Source organism: Pseudonocardia sp. EV170527-09 (assembly GCF_008369905.1).
Taxonomy (GTDB): Bacteria; Actinomycetota; Actinomycetes; order Mycobacteriales; family Pseudonocardiaceae; genus Pseudonocardia.
Genome location: NZ_VRMC01000019.1, coordinates 18,048 through 42,952, shown reverse-complemented (window position 1 = coordinate 42,952; position 24,905 = coordinate 18,048). Strand labels below are relative to the sequence as shown.

Sequence of the window (24,905 nt, the reverse complement as noted above, 5' to 3'; positions counted from 1 at the left end):
GGATCAGGAGCTTCAGGCGAACCCGCGGTCGAGCAGCCAGGCGCGGGCCTGCTTGGCGGCACGCTTGAGCCCCGACCACTCCCCCAGGTACTTCCCGACGACGCCGACGACCGGCAGCAGCCCAAGCCACTGGTGGTAGAAGCGGCCGTGCGGACGCTTGTCGAGCTCGTCCTCGACGCCCCACAGGGCCCGCCCCAGGCGCCAGACGGCGCTGCCCACGCGCTTGAGCGTGGCCCGCTTGCCGCCGTCACCGGCGAGGTCACCGGTGAGCTCCTCGGCGCGGGCGTCGGCCGCGGCGTCCTCGGCCGCGGTGAGCTCCTGGGCTGCGAGGTCGAGCTCACGCTGGAACAGCACCGACGCCAGCAGCTCGACGAGCCGGTCCTCCGAGCGCACGCCGTGCTCGCCCGCGATCGCGACGAGCAACAGCCCCTCCCCCGCCGCGCCGACGGCGTCGGACACCGGCAGGGTGCGCGCCAGCGCCCCGCCCAGGCCCGGGATCGCGGCGATCAGCGTCGTGAACCGGCCGACCCGGTAGACCCACCAGTCGCTGCGGGCGGGGACGTCCATCGCCGCCCAGGCCGAGGTGCCGGGGACCTTCACCGACGCCAGCGCGTCGAGGATCTTGTCGGCCAACGAGCGTTCCTCGTCGCTCGTGTCCGCCGCACGGTCCGAGCCGGGTGTCACCCGGGCGCGCAGGCCGAACGGGTCGGACTCACGCAGCCCGTCGAGCACCGGCCGGGTCGCCCGCACGAACGGACGCAGGACCCGCACCAGGTCGTCGTCGGAGATCGTCATCAGCTGACCCTACGGTCGCGGCCGTCCGCCAGCCGGTCGAGCGCCCTGCGGAACGACACGACACCGGTCACGGCACCGGCGACGAGCAGCAGCAGCGACTCCCAGTTCACCGGGAGCAGGAGGTCCCCGCCCGGTCCGAAGAAGCCGAGCACGAGCACCGCCGCGAACCACACGACCAGCGGGGCGGCGGCACCCGCTGGGGTCGGGAGGATCTCGGTGGCCGTGGTGTGGATCAGCCACGGCAGCGAGACGACCACGATCACCGTGCCCAACGGCACCGGGACCGGCCCGATGTAGAGCATCTGGGACATCAGCTCGAAGGCCACCAGCAGCACCGAGATCACCAGCAGCACCAGCGCGAGCGGGAGCCTCGTCACGTCGCTCATCCGTCGACCCCCTCGAACAGGTCCGACTCCGTCGTGCCGGGCGGCGCACCGGCGAGCACGTACTCCTCGACCCCCAGCAGCGGCTGGACGATGCCGTTGCTCATCGCGAACGCGATCCAGCCGTCGCCGCTGCGGACCTCGATCTGGGTGGCGTGTGCCCGCATCGCGGCGACGCGTGCGTCGTCGTGGGCGTCGACGTCGACCCGGGTCGTGACGGCCGCGACGTCGTGGCCGGGGTGCTCGTCGGGCTCCGGCCAGCGCAGCCCGGTGCGGTCCGGGTCCCCGCCGAGGGCGGAGTGCAGCTCGGCGAGCCCGGCGTCGAGCAGCGCGCTCGACCGGACCGCGAAGTACAGCTTGGCGACGACGTCCGGGCGCGCTCCGGCGGCGGCGACGGCCAGCTCGTGCGCGCGGACGTGGTCGGGGTGGCCGTAGCTGCCGTCGGAGGCGTAGGAGACCAGCACCTGCGGGCGGACCTCGTCGATGATCTCCAGCAGCTGCGCGAGCTGGGTGCCGAACGGCTCCGGGGCGGCGAACGCCCGCGGGTGCAGCTGCGGCGGCAGCGCCGCGCGGGTCCCGTGCCCGGCCAGGACCATGCCGGAGTCGCGCCAGCGCCCGGGGCCACCGAGCCAGCGGTGCCGGGGCCCGCCGAGGGCGGCCAGCGCCGCGTCGAGCTCGCGGATGCGGTAGCCGCCGAGCTGGTCACCGCGGTCCGGGGCGAGCTCGGCCAGCTCCGGTCCGATCACCTCGCCCTCCTCACCGAGGGTGCAGGTCACCACGGTGACCTCGCAGTCGGGGTCGGCGGTGTAGCGGGCGATGGTCCCGCCGGTGGTCAGGGTCTCGTCGTCCGGGTGGGCGTGGACGAGCAGGAGGCGACGAGCAGGCACCCGGGGAGCCTACGGGGCGATGATCGGCCCCGCCGCAGCGTGGGGCACGACGGGCAGCGGGTACTCCGCCGCCTCCCCCGTCGCCGGGGGGAACGTGATCGTCGCGCCGGTCAGCGGGACGGTCGGGACGGCGGTCCCGGCCAGCCCCGCGGGGGCGACGCCGTCGCGGACCAGCAGATCGCCCAGGGCCGCGATCATCGCGCCGTTGTCGGTGCAGAGCCGTGGCGCGGGTACCCGCAGGGTGATCCCGGCGGCGGCGCAGGCGCGCTCCATCTCGGTGCGCAGCACCCGGTTCGCCGCGACCCCGCCGACCATGAGCAAGGTGTCCGCGCCACGTTCGGCACACGCCCGCAGCGCCTTGCGGACCAGGACGTCCACGACGGCCATCTGGAACGACGCGGCGACGTCGGGCACCGGGACCGCGCGACCCGCGTCCTGGGCCGCCTCGACGTGCCGCGCCACGGCGGTCTTGAGCCCGGAGAAGGAGAAGCCGAACGCGGCGTCGCGCGGGCCGGTCATCGGACGCGGGAACGCGATCGCGGCCGGGTCGCCGTCGAGGGCGGCCCGCGACACCGACGGACCGCCCGGGTAGGGCAGGCCGAGCAGCCGGGCGACCTTGTCGAAGGCCTCCCCCGCGGCGTCGTCGACGGTGTCGCCGAGGTGCTCGACGGGATCGCGGGCCAGGTCGCCCAGCGCCAGCAGCGAGGTGTGCCCGCCGGAGACGATCAGGCAGACGCAGCGGTCGGGCAGCGGCCCGTGCTCCAGGACGTCGACGGCGGCGTGCCCGGCGAGGTGGTGCACCCCGTAGAGCGGCACGTCCAGGGCCGCCGCGTACGCCTTCGCCGCCGCGACACCGACGTGCAGCGCCGGCGACAACCCCGGCCCCGCGGTGACGACGACGGCGTCGACGTCGGACAGCGACACCCCGGCCGCCTCGACGGCCGCGCGCACCATCGGGGTCACCGCGCTCACGTGGGCACGGGCCGCGACCTCCGGGACGACACCGCCGAAGCGGGCGTGCTCGTCCGCCGACGACGCCAGCCCCTCGCCGAGCAGCACCCCGTCCCGGACGAGACCGGCACCGGTCTCGTCGCACGACGTCTCGATCCCCAGAACCAGCGACACGCCACCCAGTTTCGCACCGGGTGGCGTGTCATGGCCGTGGGGCCCTGTGACTACAGCAGCGAGCGGACCTCGGCGAAGTGGCACGCGACGGGATGTCCGGCCCCGCGGTCGACGAGCTCGGGTTCGACGTCGGTGCACTGCGCCTGCTCCGACTCCGACAGTTCCAGGGCGAACTTCGGGCAGCGTGTCCGGAACCGACATCCGGACGGGGGGTTCGCCGGGCTCGGCAGGTCACCCACGACCGTGATCCGCTCGCGGGCGCGTTCCCGACGTGGGTCCGGCAACGGAATGGCCGAGATCAGTGCATGTGTGTACGGGTGTCCGGGCGACTCGAACAGTGCCGCCGCGGGGCCGGTCTCGACGACCTTGCCGAGATACATCACAGCGATCCGGTTCGCGATGTGACGGACCACGGAGAGGTCGTGGGAGACGAACAGGTAGGACAGCCCGCGCTCGGACTGCAGCTCCTGCAGCAGGTTGAGCACCCCCGCCTGGATCGAGACGTCCAGGGCCGAGACCGGCTCGTCGAGCACGATGAGCTTGGGCTTCAGCGCGAGCGCCCGCGCGATGCCGATCCGCTGCCGCTGCCCACCCGAGAACTCGTGCGGATAGCGGTTGCCGTGTTCGGGCTTGAGCCCCACGGTCGCCATGAGGTCGCGGACCTGCTGCCGCCCGTCGTCCCCGTACAGGTCATGAATGCGGAGCGGCTCCGCGATCAGCTCACTCACCGGCATACGCGGGTTGAGCGACGCGTACGGGTCCTGGAAGACGAGCTGCATCTCCCGGCGCAGGGCCCTCATCCGGGACCCGGACAACCCGGTGATCTCGTGGCCGTCGAAACGGACCTCGCCCGACGTCGCCGGAAGGAGGTTCAGCGCCACGCGGGCGAGCGTCGACTTCCCGCAGCCGGACTCGCCGACCAGCCCGAGGGTCTCCCCTTCGGCGATGTCGAAGGACACGCCGGACACGGCCTGCACCGCTCCCACCTGCTTGCGCAGAAGTCCCCCCGAACGGATCGGGAAGTTCTTCACGAGGTCGCGGACCGACAGCAGGGTCGGCGTGGACGTGGTGGTGCTCATCGGTCGACCTCCGTCGTGACTGCGCCCTGCGCGTCGCCGACCGGATCCGGATCCGCGACCGAGCCGGCCTCGAACAGCTCGTCCGCAGCGGTGTCCACCATCCGGTCGGAGTGGTGGCACGCAGCCCGGTGCCCGGGTCGGACGGTCGTCAGCTCCGGTTCGGAGTCGTGGCACACCGACGACACCAGGGGGCAACGCGGGGAGAAGGGACATCCCGACGGCATGTTGACGACCGACGGCGGCGATCCGGGAATCGGGGTCAGCCTGTCGGTCGGCTGGTCCAGGCGGGGAAGGCTTCCCAGCAGACCCAGGGAGTACGGCATCCGCGGGCGGTAGAAGATGTCCTCCACATCCCCGATCTCCACCGGCTTCCCGGCGTACATCACGAGCACCCGGTCGGCGTGTCCGGCGATCACCCCGAGGTCGTGCGTGATCAGCACCATCGCCGCGCCGGTCGCCTGCTGCGCGACCTTCAGCGCATCGAGGACCTGGGCCTGGACCGTGACGTCCAGTGCCGTCGTCGGCTCGTCCGCGATGATGACGTCCGGGTCGTTCGCCATCGCGATCGCGATGACCACCCGCTGCCGCATCCCGCCGGACAGTTCGTGCGGATAGGAGTCGATCCGCTGCTCGGGATTCGGGATGCGCACGGTCCGCAGCAGCTCGACCGCGCGCTCCTTGGCCTGGGCCTTCGAGACTTCCCGGTGGGCCAGCACCGCCTCGGCGATCTGATAGCCGATCGAGTAGACGGGATTCAGCGACGTCATCGGATCCTGGAAGATCATCGCGATGCGCTCGCCACGGACCGAGTTGAGCTGGTTCTCCGACAGTTCCAGGAGGTCCCGGCCGTCGAACCTGATCTCTCCGGTGACCTTCGCGGTGCGCGGCAGGAGCCCCATCACCGCCAGGGAGGTGACCGACTTGCCCGAGCCCGACTCCCCGACGATGCCGAGCACCTCACCGCGGCGGAGCGTGTAGTCCACCCCGCGGACCGCGCGGACCGCACCGTCGTCGCTGGGGAAGGTGACGGTCAGACCGGATACTTCGAGGACCGTGTCGTCCGCCCCGTTCGTCGTCGCTGTCACTGGCGCACCTTCGTCTGCTGCGGGTCGAACGCGTCACGCAGGCCGTCGCCGATGAAGTTGATCGTGAGCGCGATGATGATGATGAACAGGCCCGGGAAGTAGAACAACCAGGGCCGGGTCGTCAATGCGGTCTGAGCCTCCGAGACCAGCAGCCCGAGCGAGGTGTCCGGCGGGAGCACCCCGAAACCGAGGTAGGACAGCGCCGTCTCGATCAGGATCGCGATCGCCACCAGGATGGTCAGGTTGACGAAGATCGAGCCCAGTGCGTTGGGCACCAGGTGCCGGAAGATGATGCGGGCGTCCGAAGCACCCAGCGCCCTGGCTGCCTCGACGAACTCCTTCTCCCGCAGTGACAGGACGACCCCGCGAGCGACCCGGGACACATAGGCCCAGTACAACCCGGCGATCACGAAGGCGATGAGATACCAGGTGCCGCCGAAGTTGTGCGCCAGCATGGCGGCAACGGCGATCAACGGCAGGGTCAGGACCAGATCCGCGATGCGCATCATGAGGGTGTCGACCCACCCCCCGAAGTAGCCGGCCACGGAGCCCCAGACGGTGCCGATGGCCGTCGCCATCAACGCGACCAGGATCGAGACCTGCAGCGAGGTGCGGGTTCCGCCGAGCACCTGGGCGAGCTGGTCCTTCCCGACGGCATCGGTACCGAACGGGTGGGCCAGCGACGGCGCCGCGGAGTTCGCGTCGGTGATCTCCCCGACGCTGTAGGTCCACAGTGCCCCGCCGACGTAGGCGAGCAGGACCAGCAGCACGAGGACGACCAGGCTGACCATGGCGGCCCGGTGCTGGAGGAACCGCCGGACGACGAGCTGGCCCTGGGTGCGCTCGGCAACGGTGAACTCGCGGTCCGGCACGGTGGCGGACGACGGCACGGCCGGGCGGGTGTCGGCGGCGTCAGGCATAGCGAATCCTGGGGTCGAGAACGCCGTAGAGCAGGTCGGCGATCAGGTTGAACGCGATGACGATCGTCGCCGAGACGAGCAGCCACGACGCGACCGCGTAGGTGTCGAACTGCTGGATCGAGACGAGAAGGAAGTCACCCAGACCGCGCCACTGGAACACCCGCTCGGTGACCACTGCTCCCCCGAGAATCGTCGCCATGTCCAGCGCGGTCACGGTCGTGAGCGGGATCAGCGCGGTCCGCAGCGCGTGCTTGAACATCACGGTGCGCCGGGACAGACCTTTGGCCCGGGCGAGCCGCACGTAGTCCGAGTTGAGCGTCTCGAGCATCGAGGCACGGGTGAAGCGACTCCACGCGGCGTAGGAGACCAGCGCGAGGGCGATGGTCGGGAGGACGAGGTGGCCTGCGATGTCGAGAACCCGTTCCAGCCCGTGTTTGGAGGGGATCGACTCCGCCCCGATGGTCGAGATGACCTGGGCCCCGACGATCGTGTTGAAGTCGATGCCCGCCTGCTTGAGCAGGATGGCCAGCCAGAACGACGGCATGGCGAGGAACAGGAAGCCGACGAACGTCGCGGCGTAGTCGGACTTCGAGTACTGCCTGACCGCGGTCCAGACGCCCACGAGAACGGCCAGGACGAGTGCGACGGCCATCGCCACGAGGATCAGACGCATCGTGACCCAGAACCTGGCTCCGAGTTCGTTGCCGATCACCTGGGTCGAGACGACGGATGGCCCGAAGTCCCCCTGGACCACCCCGCCGAGCCAGGAGAAGTAGCGGGCAAGGAGCGGCTGGTCGAGATGCAGTCGTGCTGCCTCGGCGTCGAGGACGCTCTGCGGTGGGGGCGGGTTGCGTAGCCGGAGCGGTGTGAGCGGGTCCCCGGACAATGTTCCGAGCCAGAACACGATGAACGACGAGACGAGGAGGATCGGGATCGAGACCACGACCCTGCGCACTGCGTACAGAAGCATGTGGGGTCTTTCCGACATGTGTGGTGGGAGGGCCCCGGCTCGTGACCGGAGACCGTAGAGGTGGCCGACGGGACGCGCCGGGCCGATCGTGGAGGGCGAAAGCCCCGGCCGGTCAGACGCTCACTCGACGCGTCTGACCGGCGGGGCCTCCGTCGTACTCGGCGTCAGCTGCCGGAACGCAGCGCCCATTCGGAGACGTTGTACATCGGGCCGTCCAGGGTCGCGTTGCCCCGGACGTTGGCCACGGAGTTCTGCGTCGCGAGCAGGGTCGGCTTCTGGTAGAGCGGGAGAACGTAGGCGTCGCCCAGGATGATCTTGTCGGCCTCGTTCAGCTGCTGAGCGGCCGAGGCCTTGTCCGTGCTGGACGCCGCGGCGTTGATGAGCTGGTCGGTCTTCGGGTTGGTGTACTTGCCGAAGTTCGAACCGGAGGTGGACAGCCACAGCTGCTGGGCACCACCGAACGGGAACGGGGACTGCACCCAGGCGAACACCATGATGTCGTAGTCGCCGGCCGTCAGCGTGGTGCCGAGGTCGTCGGTCGGGGCGACGGTGACGGTGACGCCGAGTTGCTTGGCGTACCCGGCGAACAGCTCTGCGGTGTTCTGCCGAATCGAGTTGCCGACCGTGAAGCGGATGCGCATGTCCGGAACGGCCTGCCCGTTCGGAGCGACGAGCTTGGTACCCACACCCGTGTAGCCGGCGTCGGTCAGCAGCTTCTTCGCCGCCTCGATGTCACCACTCCCGAGCGAGGAACCCTGGAGGTTGTCGACGTACTCCGGCTGCTGCGGGAGGAACATCAGGCTGTTCAGCGGCTTCACGTCGGGGTTGAACTGCCCGACGGTCTTGGCGATGATGTCCTGCCGGTTGGTGGCGGTGTAGAGCGCCGCACGGAGCGCCTTGTCCTTCAGGACGGGGTTCCGCAGGTTGAAGTCGAGGTGCTCCCAGGTCAGACCGAGCTGCTGGACCTGCGAGGTGTTCGGGATCTGCTGCAGCTGCGAGACGATGTCGACCTGTGGCTGCGGGTAGACGACCTGGACCTCGTTGTTCTGCAGCGCGATCGGCTCCTGGGTGGCGTCGGTGATGACGCGCAGGATCAAGGTGTCGACCCTGGGCTTCGTCGCGCCGTACCAGGTGGGGTTCGGCTTCAGCGTCAGCGCCTGGTTGTCCTGCCAGTTCGCGATGACGAACGGGCCGCCCGAGTAGGTCGGGACGTTCTTGCCCAGCCAGTCGAACGAGGAGGCCAGCCCAGCCGGGGTGTTGATGTCACCGTGCTGGGCGGCGATGTGCGCCGGGTACAGCGGAGCCGAGGAGTTGAAGAACGACTGCCAGTCGGTGTAGGGCTTGTCCAGGGTCAGGGTGATCGTCTTGCCGTTGTCGGAGCCGACGACGTTCTTGATCTGGTCGAAGCCACCGTTACCCGCCGTGGCGCAGTCCGGGCACTGGCGGGCGTCCTGGGTCTTCCAGGAGTAGACGAAGTCCGGTGCGGCGATCGGGGTGCCGTCGCTCCACTTCGCCTCCGGCTTGACCTTGTAGACGATCGTCGTGGGGTTCGTCTGGTCGGCCGAGACCATCAGGTCGGAGTTCAGCTTCGTCGTCAGGTCCGGCTGCGAGGTGAAGGCGTAGGGCAGGAACGCCTTCGTCGCCATGCCCGTCTCGAAGACGTTGCCCTCGGCCGAGTTCACGTTCCAGTTCGGGATGTTCTTCTCGATCGCGAACGTGATCGTGCCGCCCTGCTGCAGCTGGTCAGCCGGGACCGCGTTGCAGGTGTTGATGTCCGTGGCACAGTCGGCGAAGTTCCCGCTGGCGGTGCTGCTCCCTCCGCCACCGCCACCCACTCCACAGGCGCTGAGCAGCAGGGCACTGATTCCTGCTACAGCGATCGCGGCTGCCGCCTTGATTCTCATCGTCCGCCGTGCCTCTCGAGATGTCGTGGGTGCACGCCGTTGTCGCACCCGTCCGGGACGCGACGGACCACCGGATGTGTGCCGGGGCCCGTCAGGGAGGCACGCTAGGAATCGCGGCCCTCCAGCGGCGAGGTCCGACGCCGATCGTGGCGAAACGGTGACCATTGGTCGACGTGACGGGCTCGCAGCCGAACCGGACAGTAACAACGGGAGCGTTGCGCCGCACAGCCCTCGATGCACGCCGAAACATAGTTGGTACTTACGTACCACTCGCCGTCACCATGCAGCAGCGGAGCGCGCCCGAACGGGCGCATCCGACGGTGTCAGTTCGGGTCGTCCTCGCCGGTCGGGCGCTCGCCCGAGCCCTCCGGCTCGGCCCAGGTCCGTGCACTCGACATCGGACCGGTCGCGATCGGGCCGGGAGTGACCCGGGTGGCCGCGTCGGTCTGCGGGTTGCTGATGACCAGACCCTGCGCCTGGTAGAGCGGCAGCGCGGGCAGCTGACGCCACAGCACCCGCTCGGCCTCGGCGACGACGGCCGGGTCCGGGCTGTCGGCGACCAACAGCTCGTCGAGCAACGGCTGCAGCGCGGGGAAGCAGGCCACGCCCGGCAGCTCGCCGGACACCGCGTCCGCGGGGCAGCCGTAGTCGGAGTCCAGTCGCGGCCCGATAGCGCCGTAGGCGGCCCGGGGTGCGACGAGCACGTCGACCGCGACCGGAGCGCCGGACCCCGGGGCACCGGACGTCGTCGGAACGGTGGTCGTCGCGGGCGGGGGCGTGGTGACCGGTGCGGCGCCACCGACGACCGGGCCTGCGCCCGGGGCAGGCGTGGTGGTGGGGGTCGGTGTCGTCGGAGCAACGCTCGGGTCGGTCAGCAGGTCCGGTGCCGACGGGGCGACGATCGTGGCGCCGATCCCGCCGGCCTTGAGCTGCTCGGCCACGACGCGGGCGACGTTCACGTCCTCGGTCCGCTCGGCCCCGGCACCGATGACCACGCTGAGCGGGCGCCCACCGAGGGTCCACCGGCCGTCCTGACCACGGACGTATCCCGCCTCGGTGAATGCGGCCGCAGCCGCGGCCGCGTCGGGTCTGCCGGGTGCACCGGCCGGCGCGGTCGCCACGTATCCGGGGTCCGACGGGGCGGCGCCGAAGGCGTTCACGGCCACGGCGTCGGGGTTGACGCGCTCCCGGATCGCGTCGCGGTCCAGCAGCGCCGCGATGCCCTCGCGGACCCGGGGATCGGCCAGCGGGCCGTCGGCGGTGCGGAACTCCAGCTGTTCGACGGCCGGTCGCGGCCCGCGCTGCACGGTCGGGGGCTTCGGGCCCCGGGCCAGGACCTCGAGGGCCTGGGTGATCTCCGGCCGGGCGTCGGGCAGGGCGAGGTCGACGCCCTGGCTCTCCAGCGCCGTCGGCAGGGTGTTCGCCGGGATGCGGCGCAGAACGATCTCGTCGACGACCGCGGCGGTCGCCCAGTAGGGATCGTTGCGGGCGAGCAGCACCTCGCCGCGGAGACGGTCGACCTGCATCAGCCGGAACGGGCCCCCCGAGGCGGGCACACCGCCCGCGAACGGGGCCGTCCAGCCGCCCGGCGCGTCCTTGAGCAGGTGCGCGGGGAGCAGGTCGCCGAACAGCTCCCGCCAGTGCGGGTAGGGCTCGCGGAACACCACGTCGACGGCCTTGCCCGCGGCGCGCGAGCGCACGTCGGTGATCTCGCGGTAGCCCGCGGCGCCGATCGTGTTCGGCTGGCTGCGCATCTGCTGCCAGAGGTAGACGAAGTCCTCGGCGGCGATCGGGGCGCCGGTGGACCACCCGGCATCGCGGTTGAGCTCGTAGCTGACGGTGAACGGGCTCTGCGACGTGACCGTCGCGGACGTGGCGACGGTCGTGTCGAGCTGCGGCACACCCCGGTCGTCGGGCCGGAACACCGACGGCAGGGTCATCGACGCGATCGCCGTGGTGACCGGCGACTGGTCCGACCGCAGGTGCGGGTTGAACCCGGGCCCCAGGTCGTCGACACCGACCACCACCCGGGTGGGGGCGGTGACCGGCTCGGTCGGGCGGTTCGTCTCCGGCGGGGGTGCCGGCTGCGGGTCCGCCGCGCAGCCCGTCAGCGCCAGCAGGGCGACCAGCAGGAGCGCCGGGAGCGCCCGGAAGCGTCGACGTGCTCTCACGTCCGCAGTATCCCCACCGCGGCGGAGGCGCCCGCCGGACGGGGTCCGGCGGGCGCCTGCGCTCTGCTCACCGATACGCAGCGGGGCCGGGTGTCGGCGAGGCTCTGCTCTGCTCACCGATACGCAACACCGCAGCGCACGAGCCGCGCGGGTCACTTCGTGGCGTTGGCCGCGGCCTTCGCACGGGACCGGGCGCGGGCCCGCAGGTTCGAGTCCAGCTCGATCTTGCGGATCCGGACGTTCTCCGGGGTGATCTCGACGCACTCGTCCGTCGCGCAGAACTCCAGCGACTGCTCGAGGCTCAGGATCGTCGGCGGGATCAGCTTGACCAGCACGTCGGAGGTCGACGAGCGGATGTTGGTCAGCTTCTTCTCCCGCGTGATGTTGACCTCGAGGTCCTCGTTGCGGGTGTACTCGCCGACGACCATGCCGCCGTAGACCAGGGTGGTCGGGCCGACGAACAGCGTGCCGCGGTCGGCGAGCTGGTCGATCGCGTACGGGGTGACGGGCCCGGAACGGTCCGAGATCAGCGAACCCTTGTTGCGGGTGCGGATCTCGCCGACCCACGGGCCGTAGCCGTCGAAGACGTGGCTGGCGATGCCCGCGCCGCGGGTGATCGTCAGGAACTCGGTGCGGAAGCCGATCAGGCCGCGGGACGGGACGCGGAACTCCATCCGGACCCGGCCGTCGCCGTGCACCATGTCGCCCATCTCGCCCTTGCGGGCGGCGAGCAGCTGGGTGACGGCGCCGAGGCTGTCCTCGGGCACGTCCACCGACAGCTGCTCGAACGGCTCGTGGAGCTTGCCGTCGATGGTCTTGGTGACCACCTGCGGGCGGCCGACGGTCAGCTCGAAGCCCTCGCGACGCATGGTCTCGACCAGGATCGCCAGCGCGAGCTCGCCACGGCCCTGGACCTCCCAGGCGTCGGGGCGCTCGGTCGGCAGGACGCGGATGGACACGTTGCCGACCAGCTCGGCGTCGAGCCGGCCCTTCACCAGGCGGGCGGTCAGCTTCTTGCCCGGGTGCGGGTCCCGGCCGGCCAGCGGCGAGGTGTTGGTGCCGATCGTCATCGAGATGGCGGGCTCGTCGACGTGGATGCGCGGCAGCGCGACCGGGTTCTCCGGGTCGGCGAGGGTGTCGCCGATGGTGACGTCGGCGATCCCCGCGACGGCGACCAGGTCACCGGCGCGCGCCTCGTCGGCGGGGACGCGGGTCAGCGCCTCGGTGCGCAGCAGCTCGGTGATCTTGACGCGCGGCGTGCTGCCGTCCTCACGGCACCACGCGACCTGCTGGCCGCGGCGCAGCACACCGGCGCGGACGCGGCAGAGCGCGATGCGGCCCAGGAAGCTGGAGGCGTCGAGGTTGGTGACGTGGGCCTGCAGCGGGGCGTCGACGTCGTCGGCCGGCGGCGGGACGACGTCGAGCAGGGTCTCGATGAGCGGCTGGAGGTCGTCGGAGTCCGGGAGCTCGCCGTCGGCGGGCCGGATCCGGGAGGCCTTGCCCGCGCGGCCGGAGGCGTAGACGACCGGGAGGTCGAGCAGGTGCGAGGTGACCGACTCGTCGAGCTCCAGCTCGTCGGCCAGCTCCAGCAGCAGCTCGAGGGACTCGTCGACGACCTCGGCGATCCGGGCGTCGCCACGGTCGGTCTTGTTGACCACGAGCATGACGGGCAGGCCGGCGGTCAGGGTCTTGCGGAGCACGAACCGGGTCTGCGGCAGCGGACCCTCGGAGGCGTCGACGAGCAGCACCACGCCGTCGACCATGGACAGGCCGCGCTCGACCTCGCCGCCGAAGTCGGCGTGGCCGGGGGTGTCGACGACGTTGATCGTCGTGCCGTGCCAGTTCACCGCCGTGTGCTTGGCGAGAATGGTGATGCCCTTCTCGCGCTCCAGGTCGTTGGAGTCCATGACCCGGTCGACGAGCTCGGCGCGCTCGGCGAAGGCGCCGGACTGGCGGAGCATCGCGTCCACGAGCGTGGTCTTGCCGTGGTCGACGTGCGCGACGATCGCGACGTTGCGCAGCTCGGGTCGGCCGGCCCGATCGGGGACGGCGTCGCTCTCGATCGAGGAACGGGCATCGAGGGCCGCGGCGGAACGAGGGATGGTCACACCTCAACGGTATCCGCTGCAAGTCCTTCACCACGCCCCGGGCGCAGGTTAGCCTGACCTCATCATGGGCAAGGTCAAGAAGAAGTGCTGCCGGTCCAAGCCGAAGCGGTGCAAGAGCTGTCCGGTCGTCGCGCTGCGGTTGCGCAAGGCGGGCGCCGACGATCTGAGCGGCAAGGCACTCACGCGCGCGATCAAGATCGCGCGTATCTACTGAACGGACGTATGACCCGCTGACCTGCGACGACGTCTCGGTCCGGGTTGCGTGCGCACCGCCGGTGAGGTAAAGCGGCGGCAGGTCGGTCGACGTCGTCCGACGGGTCCGCTCCTTCGTGTGCCCGGACCCCGGACCGGCCTTCACGACCACCCCGTGGGCAGTGACGACGCATCCGGCACACGGACCCGACATGGCCGGAATCACAGTCGTCCGGGCGGCCCGACGACCCCGCGTGTGGTGGGGTTCGCCGGTCGTTCACCCCGCGGCCCGCCCCGCGGCACCGCCGGGCCCCGCCGGATGGCCGGTGACGGCCTCGTGGAGGCGCGCCAGGAGTTCCTCGGGGCACCGGAGCTCCGCCGGTTCGACGACGAGTGTCCGCCACCCGTGCCGGCGCAGCACGGCCCGGCGCCACGCGGAGCCGCAGCCGTCGGCGCCCGTTCCGGCGTCGACCGGGTCGTGCACCTCGACGGCCAGCCTGGCCGCGGGGAACGCGAGGTCGAGCAGGACCCCGGCCACGGTGACGTCGGTGCGCCAGGCCCGCACCCCCCGGGCGGCGAGCAACGCCCGCAACCCGTGCCGGGCACGGACGGCGACCCGGCGCGACGCCCCGGCCAGCATCCGGCCGACCACGCCCGACCCGTGCGCACCGAGGTTGCGCGCATGCGCCTCGACCAGCTCGGCCACGCCGACCGATCCCGTGCCGAGGACGTGGTCGAGCAGCGCGTCCCCGGGCACCGCCGGGTCGGCCGCGCCGTCCAGCACCGCGGTCGCCGGCCGGGCGACGACCACCCCGTCGTGAGTGGTGACGTCGACCGGGTCCAGGTCACGGCGCCGGACGAGGACCCCCGCACGCGACCGCGGCGCCCGCCGTCGCGGCACGGTGACCGTGACGACCGCGGGGGCACCGGGCAGCAGCCCCCACCACCAGGCCGCGGCGGCACCGGTCAGCACGGCGTCCTCCCCGGCCCAGAGCACGGCGGCTCGGACCCGGGACCGCTCGCTCGGCCGGTGGGCGGCGTGCCGGTAGACGCGGGGGTGCACGGGGATCCAACGGCGGGCGGCGAGCCTGCGGTCGACCTGGTCGGTGGACAGGCCGTGGGCGAGCGCCTGGGCCCGGGTGACCAGGCCGTCCTGCGCGGCGAACAGCCGGGCGAGCGGGTCGGTGCCCCGCGCGGTCCGGGAGCGGCGGGCCGCCCCGTGCGCAGCGGTCGGGAGGACGGACGGGAGGGGCGCGGCGGCGTTCCGGTTCATGTGGCTTGGACGACGCCCGACCCGGATCGGTTCCACCGGATCCGGTGGTGATCGTCGTTCCGGCACCGGGGACCGCGCGTCAGGTCCGCAGCAGGTCCACCAGCTCGGCGACGACGGCCCGGTCGGCGTCGAGCCAGCCCAGGGCCGCCACCTCGTGCGGCCCCACCCAGCGCAGCGCCCGGTGCTCGCGGGCCTCCGGCTCGGGGGAGCCGGGCTCCAGCCGGGCGGTGTGGATCTGCAGCACACGTCTCCCGAGTGGCAGGTCGGTGCCCAGCCGCTCCCCGACCACCACCCGCGCACCCAGCTCCTCGGCGCACTCCCGGACCAGGGCCCGGGGCCCGCTCTCGCCGTCCTCGACGCCGCCGCCGGGCAGCTCCCAGCGGCCGGCCAGCTCGGCCGGGTAGGAGCGCTGGGCGACGAGCAGCCTGCCGTCCCGGACGATCGCCGCCCCGACGACCACCCCGGCCCGGCCCAGCTCCGCGACCCGCTCGGCGAGCACGTCGCGGCGGGCCCGGAGCAGGCGGGCACCGAACCGGCGCAGCACCGGGTCGGAGATCCGGCCGAGCACACCGAGGGGCGGCTGCCAGGTGAGCTCGTCGTGGACATGGCTGCCGCCCCCGGCCGCGGCCACGACCCGGGTCGTGTGCCGCAGCACCGCCGCGGGACCCGCCGCCAGCTCCGACCACACCCCACCGGCCCCGGCGCGGGTGATCCGTGTCCGGCAGACGAGGAACCCGCCGGGCAGCACGACCCGGACCTCGTCCCCGGCCACGAGCAGCGCCGACGGCGCGGTGAACCGGGCTCCCACCCGCGCGACCGCGCGGGCCGACGGGGCCGATTCGCGCAGCACCCCCGCGACGAGTCGAGGCGGTCCGTCCACGTGATGGTCCAGGCTCAGCACCGGCACGCCGTCGATCCTCGCAGCCGGGCCCGCAGCCGCTCGGAGCGGCCGATCGCCGGCCCCGCACCCGGCCGGAGTGGCCGAACTCGGCGAAAACGGCCCGCTCGCGCCGCCGCACGGTCACGCTGGGTGCCGTGTACCCGACGTCCGCCCCCCTCGACCCTCCCGAGCCGCCCCCGGCGCCGCGCCCACCGGCGGTGCGCGCGATCGGCCTGTCCCGCGGTTTCGGCGCGGTGCGCGCGGTCGACGGGGTGGACCTGGATGTGCCGATGGGCGCGGTCCTCGGGCTGCTCGGCCCCAACGGCGCGGGCAAGACGACGCTGATGCGGATGCTGCTCGGGCTCCTCGCCCCCAGCGACGGCGAGGTCGAGCTGCTCGGACGGCGGCTGCCGCACCGCGCGTCGGAGGTGTTGCCGCACGTCGGCGCCCTCGTCGATGCGCCCGCGCTGCACCCGCACCGCACCGGTCGGCAGAACCTCCTGCGGGCCGCGGCCGCCGAACCGCTGCTGGACTCGGCGCGGATCCCGGCCGCCGTCGACGCCGTGCTGCGCCGGGTCGGGCTCGCCGAGGCGGCCGACCGCCGCGCCGGCGAGTACTCCTCCGGGATGCGCCGGCGCCTCGGGCTGGCCGTGCCGCTGCTGACCCGGCGGCGCCTCGTCGTCCTCGACGAGCCGACCGACGGGCTCGACCCGGCGGGCACCCGGGAGGTGCGCCGGCTGATCGCGGAGATGAACGCCGCGGGCGCGACGGTGATCGTCAGCTCGCACCTGCTCGGGGAGATCGAGGCGACGTGCAGCCACGTCGCGGTGCTCCGGGCCGGGCGGCTGCTGTGCGCGGGCCCGCTCGACGAGCTCGTGGACTCGGGCCCGTCGGCGCTGGTGGTGACGACGCCGGACGGCGAGCGCGCCGTCGCGGCCCTGCTGGCCCGGGGCATCGACGCCGAGCAGGGACCCCGGGACCGGGTGTTCGTGCCGGCCGGGCCCGCCACACCGGACGTCGTCGCGACGCTGGTGCACGCGGGTGTCGCCGTGCACGGGGTGACGCGGCCCGCGGCCCGGCTGGAGGAGTTCTTCGCCCGGCTCACCGAGGAACCGGCCCCGACGGGTGCCGGGTACGGGGCGGGGCGGTGAGCGCGATCGTGCGCCCCGAGCACACCTGGGGCGCCCCGGACCCCCGCCCCGGCGACGACTGGGCCGCCGCGCCCCACGGCTCCCCCGGCGCCGTCCCGGGCGACCCGGCGGTCGCTCCCGCGCCGCGCGACCGGGCCGGCGGCTCCCCGGCGACGACCGGGGCCCGGGCAGTCACCCCCACCGGGGCGGCCTACTCGCAGGCACCGGCACGGCCGCGGTCCGCCGGCTCCCCCCGCCCACGCTCCGGGCCGAGGCCCGGTCGCCCGGCACGCCGCCCCACCGCGGCCCCCTTCGGCCGGCTGCTCCGCTCGGAGCTGGAGCTCGCCCTGCTCCGTCCGCGCACCGCGGTCGTCCTCGCGTCGGCGGCGCTCGTGCCGTTGCTGGCGACGATCGCGCTGGCCACCGACGACGGCCGGCTGTCCTTCGCACTCGGGACCCTGACGGTCGCGCTGTCCGAGCCCGCGGCGTTCGCGCTCGGGATGCCCGTCGTGCTCGTGGCGGCCGACGCGTTCGCCGCGGAGCGGGCCCGCGGCACCCTCGACGCCTTGCGGCTCTCCCCCGTCGGCCCGGGACGGCTGCTCGGGCTCAAGGCCGCCGCGGTCGCGGTGACCTCGCTGCTCGCCGCGACGACGACGGTCGTCTCCGCCCTGGTCTGCGGCGGGCTCGCCCTGGGCGCGGGCCCGTTCGGGGTGGGCGACACCCTGCTCCGCGCGGTGGTGCTCACCGGCTGGGCCGCGGCGCAGCTGTGCGGGCTCGGGATGCTCCTGCTGGCGATGTCGGCGCTGGTCCGGCGGCCCGCCGGGGTCGTCGCGACGGGTCTGGCCGCGCTGACCGTCGCTCCGCTGGCGACCGTGCTGTGGGAGCCGGTGGCGCCGGTCCTGCCGTCCGGGCACTGGCACGAGGTCCTGGCCGGGATCCTCGCGGTGCCCGCCGACCCGTCGGCGCTGTGGGCGACCACGGCGCGGGCCGCCGGCTTCGCCGTCGCCGGGGCGGGGGTCGTGGTGTTCGCCCTGACCCGCCGCGACGGCTGAGCGCTCCGGGACGATCCGGACACCCTCCATCGCGACGGGGTGCACCGTCTGCGCCACGATGGGCCGATGCCCACCCCGACGCTGACCGACGCCGAGATCGCCGACGCCCTCCAGAAGCTGCCCGGTTGGGACCGCGACGGCGACTCGATCGTCCGCACGGCCACGCTGCCCGACTTCGAGTCCGCGATCGCGGTGGTGGACCGGGTCGCCGAGGACGCCGAGGACGCCGACCACCACCCCGACATCGACATCCGCTACGCCACGCTGACCTTCCGGCTGTCGACGCACTCCGAGGGCGGACTGACCGCGAAGGACGTCGACCTCGCCGCGCAAATCTCCGACCGTCTCAGCACCGCGGGCGGCTGAGCCACCCACGGCCGGGACGGGCCACGCACCGCTCCCTCACCGCGACGCCCGCCGGCGCCGCGCCCCGACGCGGCGCCCGACCGCCGAGCCATCGGACGCGGCCGGGCACGGCCGGGCGCGGCTCAGAACCGCCGGTTGGCCAACACCGGGATCTGCTCGCGGACGGTCGTGGCCTCCGCCGGGTCCACGTCGACCACGAGCAGCCCGGGCTCGGCGCCGAGCGCGTCGACGACCTCGCCGCGCGGGCCGGCGACCAGGCTGTACCCGATCCCGGTCGGGGCCTTGCCGTGTTCGCGGCCGACCGTGGTCGGGTCGGCCTGGTCGCACGCCACGACGAACGAGCCGGTGTCCACCGCGCGGGCCCGCACGAGCAGCTCCCACTGCTCACGCTTGCCCGGGCCCGTGCCCCAGGAGGCGGGGACCAGCAGCACGGTGGCGCCGTCGTCGGCCAGGCGCTGGTACAGGCCGGGGAAACGCACGTCGTAGCAGGTGGACAGGCCGACCGTGACCGGATCGTCCCCGCCCACCCCGACCACGATCGGCTCGCTCCCGGGCTCGACGGTGTCGGACTCGGCGAAGCCGAACGCGTCGAACATGTGGATCTTGTCGTAGTGGGTGTCGACACCGCCGCCGGTGGCGAGCAGCGTGTTGCGGACCCGGCCGTCCCCGGACGGGGTGAACATCCCCGCGACGACGGTGGTCCCGGCCGCCGCGGCGAGCTCCCGGACCCGGGTCGCCCACGGTCCGTCCAGCGGCTGCGCCACCGGGCCGAGCCGGACCCCGAAGCAACACATGGTGGCCTCGGGGAACAGCACCAGCTGTGCGCCGGCGTCGGCGGCGGCGCGGGTGTTGCGCTCCACCTCCGCGAGGTTCTCCTCGGGATCCGGGGTGGACACGATCTGGGCCAGGGCGATCCGCATGTGCCGGTCGTACCACGCCCGTCCCGTGCGTGGGGTACGGTCGAGGTGTGCTGAACGCGTACTACTGGTTTCGCCGGCCGGCCCGGGATGGGCTGGCAGGTGCCGTAGCGCGCTGACCTCCATCCCCTCGAGCCGGCATTCCGGACCGGCTCGGTCGAGGTGATCCGGGGCGGTCCGCCGGGTAAGGACCACCGTCTCCGATGAGTGCGAGCACCACCCCCCTGCAGGTCGCCCCGACCGACGACCGCCGCATCGAGCGGATCAGCCCGCTGATCTCGCCCGCGCTGCTGCGGCACGGCCTGCCCTGCGATCCCCGGGTCGCCGAGACCGTCACCCGCGGCCGCGCCGCGGTCACCGACATCCTCGACGGCGACGACGACCGGCTGCTCGTCGTCGTCGGGCCGTGCTCGGTGCACGACCCGGACGCCGCCCTGGACTACGCCCACCGCCTCGCCGCCCGTGCCGAGGAGCTGTCCGGCGAGCTGTGTGTGGTCATGCGGACCTACTTCGAGAAGCCGCGCACGACCGTCGGCTGGAAGGGCCTGATCAACGACCCGGGCCTGGACGGCACCTTCGACGTGAACCGCGGCCTGCGCACCGCGCGCACGCTGCTGCTCGACATCTCCGCGCTCGGGCTGCCGGTCGGCTGCGAGTTCCTCGACCCGATCACCCCGCAGTACATCGCCGACGTGGTCACCTGGGGCTCGATCGGCGCCCGCACCGCGGAGAGCCAGGTGCACCGCCAGCTGGTCAGCGGCCTGTCGATGCCGGTCGGGATCAAGAACGCCACGGACGGCGACATCCGTGCCGCGATCGACGGGATGCGCGCGGCCGCGGCGTCGCACGTGTTCATGGGGGTCAACGCCGACGGGCTCGCCGGCCTGGTCACCACCATCGGCAACCCGGACACCCACGTCATCCTGCGCGGCGGGGCCACCCCGAACTACTCGGCCGCCGATGTCACCGCGACCGCCGACACCCTGCGGGCGGCGGGCCTGCCGGAGCGGATCGTCGTCGACGCCAGCCACGGCAACAGCGGCAAGGACCACGTGCGGCAGGCCGGCGTCGTGACCGAGCTGGCCGAGCGGATCGCGGGCGGCGAGCGCGCCGTGACCGGGCTGATGATGGAGAGCTTCCTGGAGGCGGGACGCCAGGAGCTGGGCCCGGACATGGTCCGCGGCCGCTCGGTGACCGACGCCTGCATGTCCTGGCCCACCACCGACGAGCTGCTGGGCACGCTCGCCGACGCCGTGCGCCGCGGCCGCCGCTGAGCCCGGGCCGCTCACCCCGGGCCGTCCAGCCGGTCGAGGACCCGGCGACGCAGCAGCTCGTACTGGGCGCGGCAACGGCGCGGCGGGCCCTCCGGCCGCACGACCACCCGGGGCGGGTGGACCTCACCCGGGCCGAACTGGTCCCGGGTGAGGTCCACCTCGGCGCCGCCGGGCAGCCGGTTCCACCAGTGGTAGCCCTGCAGCGTGCCGTCGGCGTGCCACACCTCGGCGAGCAGCAGGTCACCGCCGAACAGGTCGTGCAGGACCAGCGCCGTCGCCCCGCACTGGCCCCGCGACGGACGGTCCGGCGTCCAGTCGCCGACGTCCGCGACGTCGCAGGTGTCGCGGCTCCAGGAGGCGCGCAGCGCGGCCACCACCCGCGACGGGACGGGTGGCGAGGCCGGGGGCGACGGCGGGGCGGTGGTCATGGCTCCGACGCTACGACCGACCCCCGACAGTTCCGCTTCGCCGCAGCTCAGCGGTCCCGCGGGCCGAGGTGCCGGGCCATCAGGACGTCGTCGACGGCGACCCCGTCGACCACGAACTCGGCGCGCAGCACGCCCTCCTCGACGAAGCCGCAGCGGCGGTACAGCTCCCGGGCCCGGGTGTTCGGCCCGAGGACCCGCAGCGTGACCTTGTGCCCGCCGGTGTCGCGGGCCCGGGCCACCGCGGCGTCGACCAGCGCGCGGCCGACGCCGCGACCGGCGTGGCCGGGGTGCACCGCCAGACCCCCGATGTAGCGGACGTGGTCGTGCGCCGGGACGGCGGGCGGCGCGTGCCCGACGATCACGAACCCGACCACGGCGCCGTCGTCGGCGACGAGCACGTCCCCGACCGGGGTCCGGTCGAGGAACGGTTCGGGCCGCGGCGGAGCGGGGCTGACCTCGGCCGTCCAGGTCAGGGCATCGATCCGGGTCAGCTCGGGGTCGTCGGCGGGCGCCGCGGGCCGGACGGTCAGCACCGCGGGACCGGACGGCCGACGGGCCGGTCCATCCGGGTCTCGCTGATGCCGTCGGGGCGCTCGACGACGCCCCGGTCGACGAACCCGAGCCGGCGGTAGAACGCCGCGGCGCGGTCGTTGCCGACCACCACGTGCAGCGCCAGCGTCCGCGCGCCCCACCCGGCGGCGCGGTCGAGGACCGCGTCGACGAGCGCGGTCGCGGCGTCGCCCCCGCGCGCGTGCGGGGCGACCCAGAGGGCGATGAGGTCGGCGACGCCGTCGTCGTCCGGCGGGACGGCCACGACCTGCCCGGCGGGTCGGCCGCCGACCTCGACCACCAGGTACCGACCGGGCGCGGCCAGCCGGTCGCGCCATTCCTGCTCGCCCGCGCCGAGCCAGTCGGTGAGCCGGCTGTGGAACGCGTCGGGGGCCTCGGCCAGGGCGGCGAGGCGCAGGTCGCGCCAGGTCTCCCAGTCGTCGGGGCCCAGCTCCCGGACGGTGATCACGCATGGCCTCCCGGACGGACGGAGGCGCCGAACCTAGCAGCGCCCCGCAGCGCTCCCGCCGCCCGTCCGGCGATCGTCGATCCTGATGAGCCTGGTCCGCACGGCGCAACATCGACCCGCCGTCCGACGAGAGGACCGGCATGACCACGCCGCGCCGCCGTACGCGTCCGACCGGGCCCGCCTCCGCCGGCACGGACCGTTCCGCGGCCCGGACCGCGGCCGGATGTCCCTGATCCCGCCCGGCGGGCGACGAGATGCCGGGTCGCCGCAACCGGGTGTCACCCGTTCGGCAGAATGGTGAGCGTGGATCCCCGGGCGGTGCGCACGCGACGGCGTCTCCAGGACGCGCTGCTCGCGCTGGCCAGGGACCGCTCGCTCGAGTCGATCACGATCGCGGACGTCGCGGAGCACGCGTCGGTGAACCGCAGCAGCTTCTACCAGCACTACACCGACAAGGAGATGTTGCTGGCCGACGCGCTCGCCAACCGGGCGGCGGACGCCGGGGCGGACCTGTCGGACCTGTCGATCGACGACATCGGGCCCGAGCCGCCCGCGGCCCTGCTGCGCTGGTTCCACCACCTCGCGGAGCACGCGCCGTTGTACCGGCAGGCACTCGGCGGTGCCGCGGCGCCGGACGCGGCGGCCGGGATGCGCCGTCGGATGCAGTCGGTCGTCGCCGACACGACGGTGGGTCTCGGCGTCTCCGAGGACGCGTTCGGCATGCCGTTGGACGTGTTCGCCGCCGGCCTGACCTGGACGCTGCTCGGCGTCGCGGCGAGCTGGCTGGAACGCGATCCGCTGCCCCCACCCGAGGTCGCCGCCGGGTGGGCGTGGCGGATGCTGGTCCGCCGGGACTTCTGAGCTCCGCTCGGAGGGGCCGGTCGGCCGTACCGCCCGGGCCGGGTCAAGCGGCCCGGGCGGTACGCGCCTCACGGGTGTCCCGCGGCGCTCAGCCCTGCACGATGCCGGAGTTGCCCTGGTCGACCGTGGTGGTCGACTGCGACACCGGGCCGCCGGACAGCAGACCGCCGATGTTGATCGACGGGTTGACGGTTGCCGCGACGTCGATCAGGCCGCCGCGCTGCGAGGCGTACCCGCCACCGCCGTGCTTGCCGCCGGACTGCAGGATCCCGCTGTTGGAGTCGTCGACGGTGGTGGTCGACTGCTGCACCGGGCCGGAGTTCAGGATGCCGCCGATGTTGGCCGACGGGCTGACGTCCAGACCCAGCCCGACCAGGTCGTCGACCTGCACGGCGTCGCCCGCGCCGCAGCCGCTCTGCACGATGCCGGAGTTGGACCGGTCGAGCTTGGTGGTCTGCTGGGAGACCGCACCCTGGTTCAGGATGCCGCCGACGTTCAGCTGCGGGTCGACCGCGGCGTCGAGGCCGAGCAGACCGCCCTTCTGGTACGCCGAGGACGGCGCGCAGTCGCGACCCTTGTCGTGGTGCTTGCCGCCGTCGCCGTAGTCACCGGCGAAGGCCATTCCGGCCGAGCCCAGGACCAGCGGGACGGACAGGGCGCCGGCGGCGGCGATCCGCCGGGCGTTGCGACGGGCGGGAGTCGTCTCGGGGGCGTTCATGGCACTCCTTCTGTGGCGATGTGATCCGGCCGTCGTACTGACACTCCGTCACTGGCCGGTGCCGCAGAACGTACGGACGCTGATCACCCAAGCGAGAGCACCCCCTCGTTCGGGCGGCGTTATGTCCGTTCCTGTACGCACGAACCGACCGCTCGCCGCTGAACAACTACACAGAGTGCTATCCACCAGGTGTCGTTTAGCTACTCTCCGTATAAGAACGACAGCTCGCCGATCGTTACAGAAAGCACCTGAGAAGTGGCATGAATCACAGATACGCAACGAGGCCGGCGAACGGGCGTCTCTAGCTCCCGGAGTCACTGCCCACACCGGGCGGACACCTCGCGATACCCCCATCCACCTGCGGGAATGGGCCGGACGGCGTGACGGGACTCGACCGTTCGTCGCGCGGGGCGTGGCCGCCGGGTGTGTATCGATCGCCGAACGGCAGCCCGGAACGGGACTGGACAGCGCTTCGCGCCAGACTGTCGCGCGCCGGTCAGGCCCTCAGAATGGTCAACGACGTGGTCCGTCCGGAGTAACGCTGTCGGGGTGGATCCACACCCGGACGGGTTGTTCGGGGGTCGACGTCGCTTTGGGAGCCACGGTCGTGGTCGGCGAGGACCGGCGGCGCCCGGCCGTCGCGGGCCGGAAACCCGGTGTCGCGCGGGACGGACGACCGCGATCCTGGGCGGGTGCACATCGGACTGCGGCGCCTCGACGAGCCCCTGCTGGCGGCGTTGTGCGACACGGCGGTCGCCGGGGCGGACCCGCTCGGGGTGATGCCGCCGGTGCCCGGTCCGCCGGGGTGGACGGTGCGGCGGCGCGCGGCGTTCGTCGCGTTCCACCGGGAGCGGTCGGTCACGGCACCGAGACCGGTGGAACGGACCTGGGCGGTCGTCGTCGACGGGGAGGTGGCCGGGGCGGCGCGGCTGGCACCGGTCGACGGCGGCGAGGAGGCCGGGATCTGGCTGGCCCGGCCGTGGCGGGGCCGCGGCGTCGGTGCCACCGTGCTGCGGATGCTCGTGGAACGTGCCGACGGACCGGTCGTCGCGGAGACCACCGCGGACAACGGCGCAGCGGTCGCGGTGCTGCGCGGGCTCGGGGCGGGCGTGACCGTCGAGGGCGACGCCGTGCACGCCCGGTGGGACCGGGCTGCCGGGCGGCCGGGCAGCGATGCGGGCAGGGCGGTCCTGGCCGCGGGCCGACGGCACTCGGCCGGGCTGCGGGCCGACGGGACCGTCGTCGCCGCGGGCGACCGCACCGGCGGGCGCTGCGACGTCGACGGCTGGACCCTCGCCGTCGGCGCACCGGGATCGACCGGCGGCCGGTACTCACCACCCGGGCCCGGGTGACCGCTCAGTTCCCGCCG

Annotated in this window: 25 protein-coding genes; 7 read left to right on the top strand and 18 right to left on the bottom strand. The window is 73.4% G+C overall.

The features are described 5' to 3' along the window. Positions 1-12: 12 nt before the first annotated feature. From FVA95_RS08195 to typA, 11 genes are all read right to left on the bottom strand, one after another. Positions 13-795: a hypothetical protein gene (locus FVA95_RS08195; protein ID WP_164514842.1), complete on the bottom strand. Its 783-nt coding sequence runs from the start codon at positions 793-795 to the stop codon at positions 13-15. After that, positions 795-1,181 (bottom strand): hypothetical protein, encoded by a 387-nt coding sequence (locus FVA95_RS08190; protein ID WP_149663660.1) that lies wholly within the window; start codon positions 1,179-1,181, stop codon positions 795-797. Before FVA95_RS08190 ends, FVA95_RS08195 begins: the two co-directional genes overlap by 1 nt. Further along, on the bottom strand, positions 1,178-2,065 hold the full coding sequence (gene mshB / locus FVA95_RS08185; protein WP_149663659.1) for an N-acetyl-1-D-myo-inositol-2-amino-2-deoxy-alpha-D-glucopyranoside deacetylase: 888 nt from the start codon (positions 2,063-2,065) through the stop codon (positions 1,178-1,180). Before mshB ends, FVA95_RS08190 begins: the two co-directional genes overlap by 4 nt. Before the next feature lie 9 nt (positions 2,066-2,074). Continuing rightward, complete coding sequence (tsaD, locus tag FVA95_RS08180) at positions 2,075-3,190, bottom strand: tRNA (adenosine(37)-N6)-threonylcarbamoyltransferase complex transferase subunit TsaD (RefSeq protein ID WP_149663658.1); 1,116 nt, start codon at positions 3,188-3,190, stop codon at positions 2,075-2,077. 50 nt (positions 3,191-3,240) lie between these two features. Beyond that, entirely contained in the window at positions 3,241-4,269 is a 1,029-nt protein-coding gene (locus FVA95_RS08175) for an ABC transporter ATP-binding protein (protein WP_149663657.1), read from the bottom strand. Continuing rightward, a complete protein-coding gene (locus FVA95_RS08170) occupies positions 4,266-5,354 on the bottom strand; it encodes an ABC transporter ATP-binding protein (RefSeq protein WP_149663656.1) in 1,089 nt (362 codons plus the stop codon). The genes FVA95_RS08175 and FVA95_RS08170 overlap by 4 nt, the downstream gene beginning before the upstream one ends. After that, positions 5,351-6,274 (bottom strand): ABC transporter permease, encoded by a 924-nt coding sequence (locus FVA95_RS08165; protein WP_149663655.1) that lies wholly within the window; start codon positions 6,272-6,274, stop codon positions 5,351-5,353. Before FVA95_RS08165 ends, FVA95_RS08170 begins: the two co-directional genes overlap by 4 nt. Further along, entirely contained in the window at positions 6,267-7,244 is a 978-nt protein-coding gene (locus FVA95_RS08160) for an ABC transporter permease (RefSeq protein WP_149663654.1), read from the bottom strand. The genes FVA95_RS08165 and FVA95_RS08160 overlap by 8 nt, the downstream gene beginning before the upstream one ends. A gap of 164 nt (positions 7,245-7,408) precedes the next feature. Further along, the gene (locus FVA95_RS08155; protein WP_368667307.1) at positions 7,409-9,079 is read right to left on the bottom strand and encodes an ABC transporter family substrate-binding protein; all 1,671 of its coding nucleotides are present in this window, start codon (positions 9,077-9,079) and stop codon (positions 7,409-7,411) included. Between the two features lie 392 nt (positions 9,080-9,471). After that, positions 9,472-11,319, bottom strand: coding sequence for an ABC transporter family substrate-binding protein (locus FVA95_RS08150; RefSeq protein ID WP_149663652.1), 1,848 nt, complete (start codon positions 11,317-11,319; stop codon positions 9,472-9,474). A gap of 152 nt (positions 11,320-11,471) precedes the next feature. Then, the gene (gene typA / locus FVA95_RS08145) at positions 11,472-13,382 is read right to left on the bottom strand and encodes a translational GTPase TypA (RefSeq protein ID WP_149663689.1); all 1,911 of its coding nucleotides are present in this window, start codon (positions 13,380-13,382) and stop codon (positions 11,472-11,474) included. A gap of 109 nt (positions 13,383-13,491) precedes the next feature. On the opposite strand from typA, the gene FVA95_RS31480 reads away from it, so the two are divergent. After that, positions 13,492-13,641: a hypothetical protein gene (locus FVA95_RS31480; protein ID WP_020626377.1), complete on the top strand. Its 150-nt coding sequence runs from the start codon at positions 13,492-13,494 to the stop codon at positions 13,639-13,641. 255 nt (positions 13,642-13,896) lie between these two features. On the opposite strand, the gene FVA95_RS08140 is transcribed toward FVA95_RS31480, so the two are convergent. Further along, positions 13,897-14,892: a type IV toxin-antitoxin system AbiEi family antitoxin domain-containing protein gene (locus tag FVA95_RS08140; RefSeq protein WP_149663651.1), complete on the bottom strand. Its 996-nt coding sequence runs from the start codon at positions 14,890-14,892 to the stop codon at positions 13,897-13,899. A 79-nt stretch (positions 14,893-14,971) separates the two neighbouring features. Continuing rightward, positions 14,972-15,799: an NUDIX domain-containing protein gene (locus tag FVA95_RS33660; protein WP_304627177.1), complete on the bottom strand. Its 828-nt coding sequence runs from the start codon at positions 15,797-15,799 to the stop codon at positions 14,972-14,974. Positions 15,800-15,927: 128 nt separating this feature from the next. On the opposite strand from FVA95_RS33660, the gene FVA95_RS08130 reads away from it, so the two are divergent. From FVA95_RS08130 to FVA95_RS08120, 3 genes are all read left to right on the top strand, one after another. Next, the gene (locus tag FVA95_RS08130; RefSeq protein WP_149663650.1) at positions 15,928-16,923 is read left to right on the top strand and encodes an ABC transporter ATP-binding protein; all 996 of its coding nucleotides are present in this window, start codon (positions 15,928-15,930) and stop codon (positions 16,921-16,923) included. Beyond that, on the top strand, positions 16,920-17,954 hold the full coding sequence (locus FVA95_RS08125) for an ABC transporter permease subunit (protein ID WP_149663649.1): 1,035 nt from the start codon (positions 16,920-16,922) through the stop codon (positions 17,952-17,954). The genes FVA95_RS08130 and FVA95_RS08125 overlap by 4 nt, the downstream gene beginning before the upstream one ends. Positions 17,955-18,020: 66 nt before the next feature. Continuing rightward, entirely contained in the window at positions 18,021-18,320 is a 300-nt protein-coding gene (locus FVA95_RS08120) for a 4a-hydroxytetrahydrobiopterin dehydratase (RefSeq protein WP_149663648.1), read from the top strand. Positions 18,321-18,442: 122 nt separating this feature from the next. Here FVA95_RS08120 and FVA95_RS08115 read toward each other — a convergent pair whose 3' ends face one another. After that, positions 18,443-19,240: a carbon-nitrogen hydrolase family protein gene (locus FVA95_RS08115; RefSeq protein ID WP_149663647.1), complete on the bottom strand. Its 798-nt coding sequence runs from the start codon at positions 19,238-19,240 to the stop codon at positions 18,443-18,445. Positions 19,241-19,440: 200 nt separating this feature from the next. On the opposite strand from FVA95_RS08115, the gene FVA95_RS08110 reads away from it, so the two are divergent. Then, complete coding sequence (locus FVA95_RS08110; protein WP_149663646.1) at positions 19,441-20,511, top strand: 3-deoxy-7-phosphoheptulonate synthase; 1,071 nt, start codon at positions 19,441-19,443, stop codon at positions 20,509-20,511. Between the two features lie 11 nt (positions 20,512-20,522). Here the strand turns inward: FVA95_RS08110 and FVA95_RS08105 are convergent, their stop codons facing one another. The 3 genes from FVA95_RS08105 to FVA95_RS08095 are packed head-to-tail and all read right to left on the bottom strand — an operon-like array spanning position 20,523 to position 21,957. Beyond that, complete coding sequence (locus FVA95_RS08105) at positions 20,523-20,939, bottom strand: hypothetical protein (RefSeq protein ID WP_149663645.1); 417 nt, start codon at positions 20,937-20,939, stop codon at positions 20,523-20,525. 47 nt (positions 20,940-20,986) lie between these two features. After that, positions 20,987-21,472, bottom strand: a complete 486-nt coding sequence (locus tag FVA95_RS08100) for a GNAT family N-acetyltransferase (RefSeq protein ID WP_149663644.1) — start codon at positions 21,470-21,472, stop codon at positions 20,987-20,989. After that, positions 21,466-21,957, bottom strand: a complete 492-nt coding sequence (locus tag FVA95_RS08095; RefSeq protein ID WP_020622669.1) for a GNAT family N-acetyltransferase — start codon at positions 21,955-21,957, stop codon at positions 21,466-21,468. Before FVA95_RS08095 ends, FVA95_RS08100 begins: the two co-directional genes overlap by 7 nt. Positions 21,958-22,260: 303 nt before the next feature. On the opposite strand from FVA95_RS08095, the gene FVA95_RS08090 reads away from it, so the two are divergent. Continuing rightward, on the top strand, positions 22,261-22,818 hold the full coding sequence (locus FVA95_RS08090; RefSeq protein ID WP_161992232.1) for a TetR/AcrR family transcriptional regulator: 558 nt from the start codon (positions 22,261-22,263) through the stop codon (positions 22,816-22,818). Between the two features lie 88 nt (positions 22,819-22,906). Here FVA95_RS08090 and FVA95_RS08085 read toward each other — a convergent pair whose 3' ends face one another. After that, positions 22,907-23,536 (bottom strand): hypothetical protein, encoded by a 630-nt coding sequence (locus tag FVA95_RS08085; protein WP_149663642.1) that lies wholly within the window; start codon positions 23,534-23,536, stop codon positions 22,907-22,909. Positions 23,537-24,228: 692 nt separating this feature from the next. Between FVA95_RS08085 and FVA95_RS08080 the strand changes: the two genes are divergently transcribed. Then, positions 24,229-24,888, top strand: a complete 660-nt coding sequence (locus FVA95_RS08080) for a GNAT family N-acetyltransferase (protein ID WP_240051343.1) — start codon at positions 24,229-24,231, stop codon at positions 24,886-24,888. Positions 24,889-24,905 lie beyond the last annotated feature (17 nt).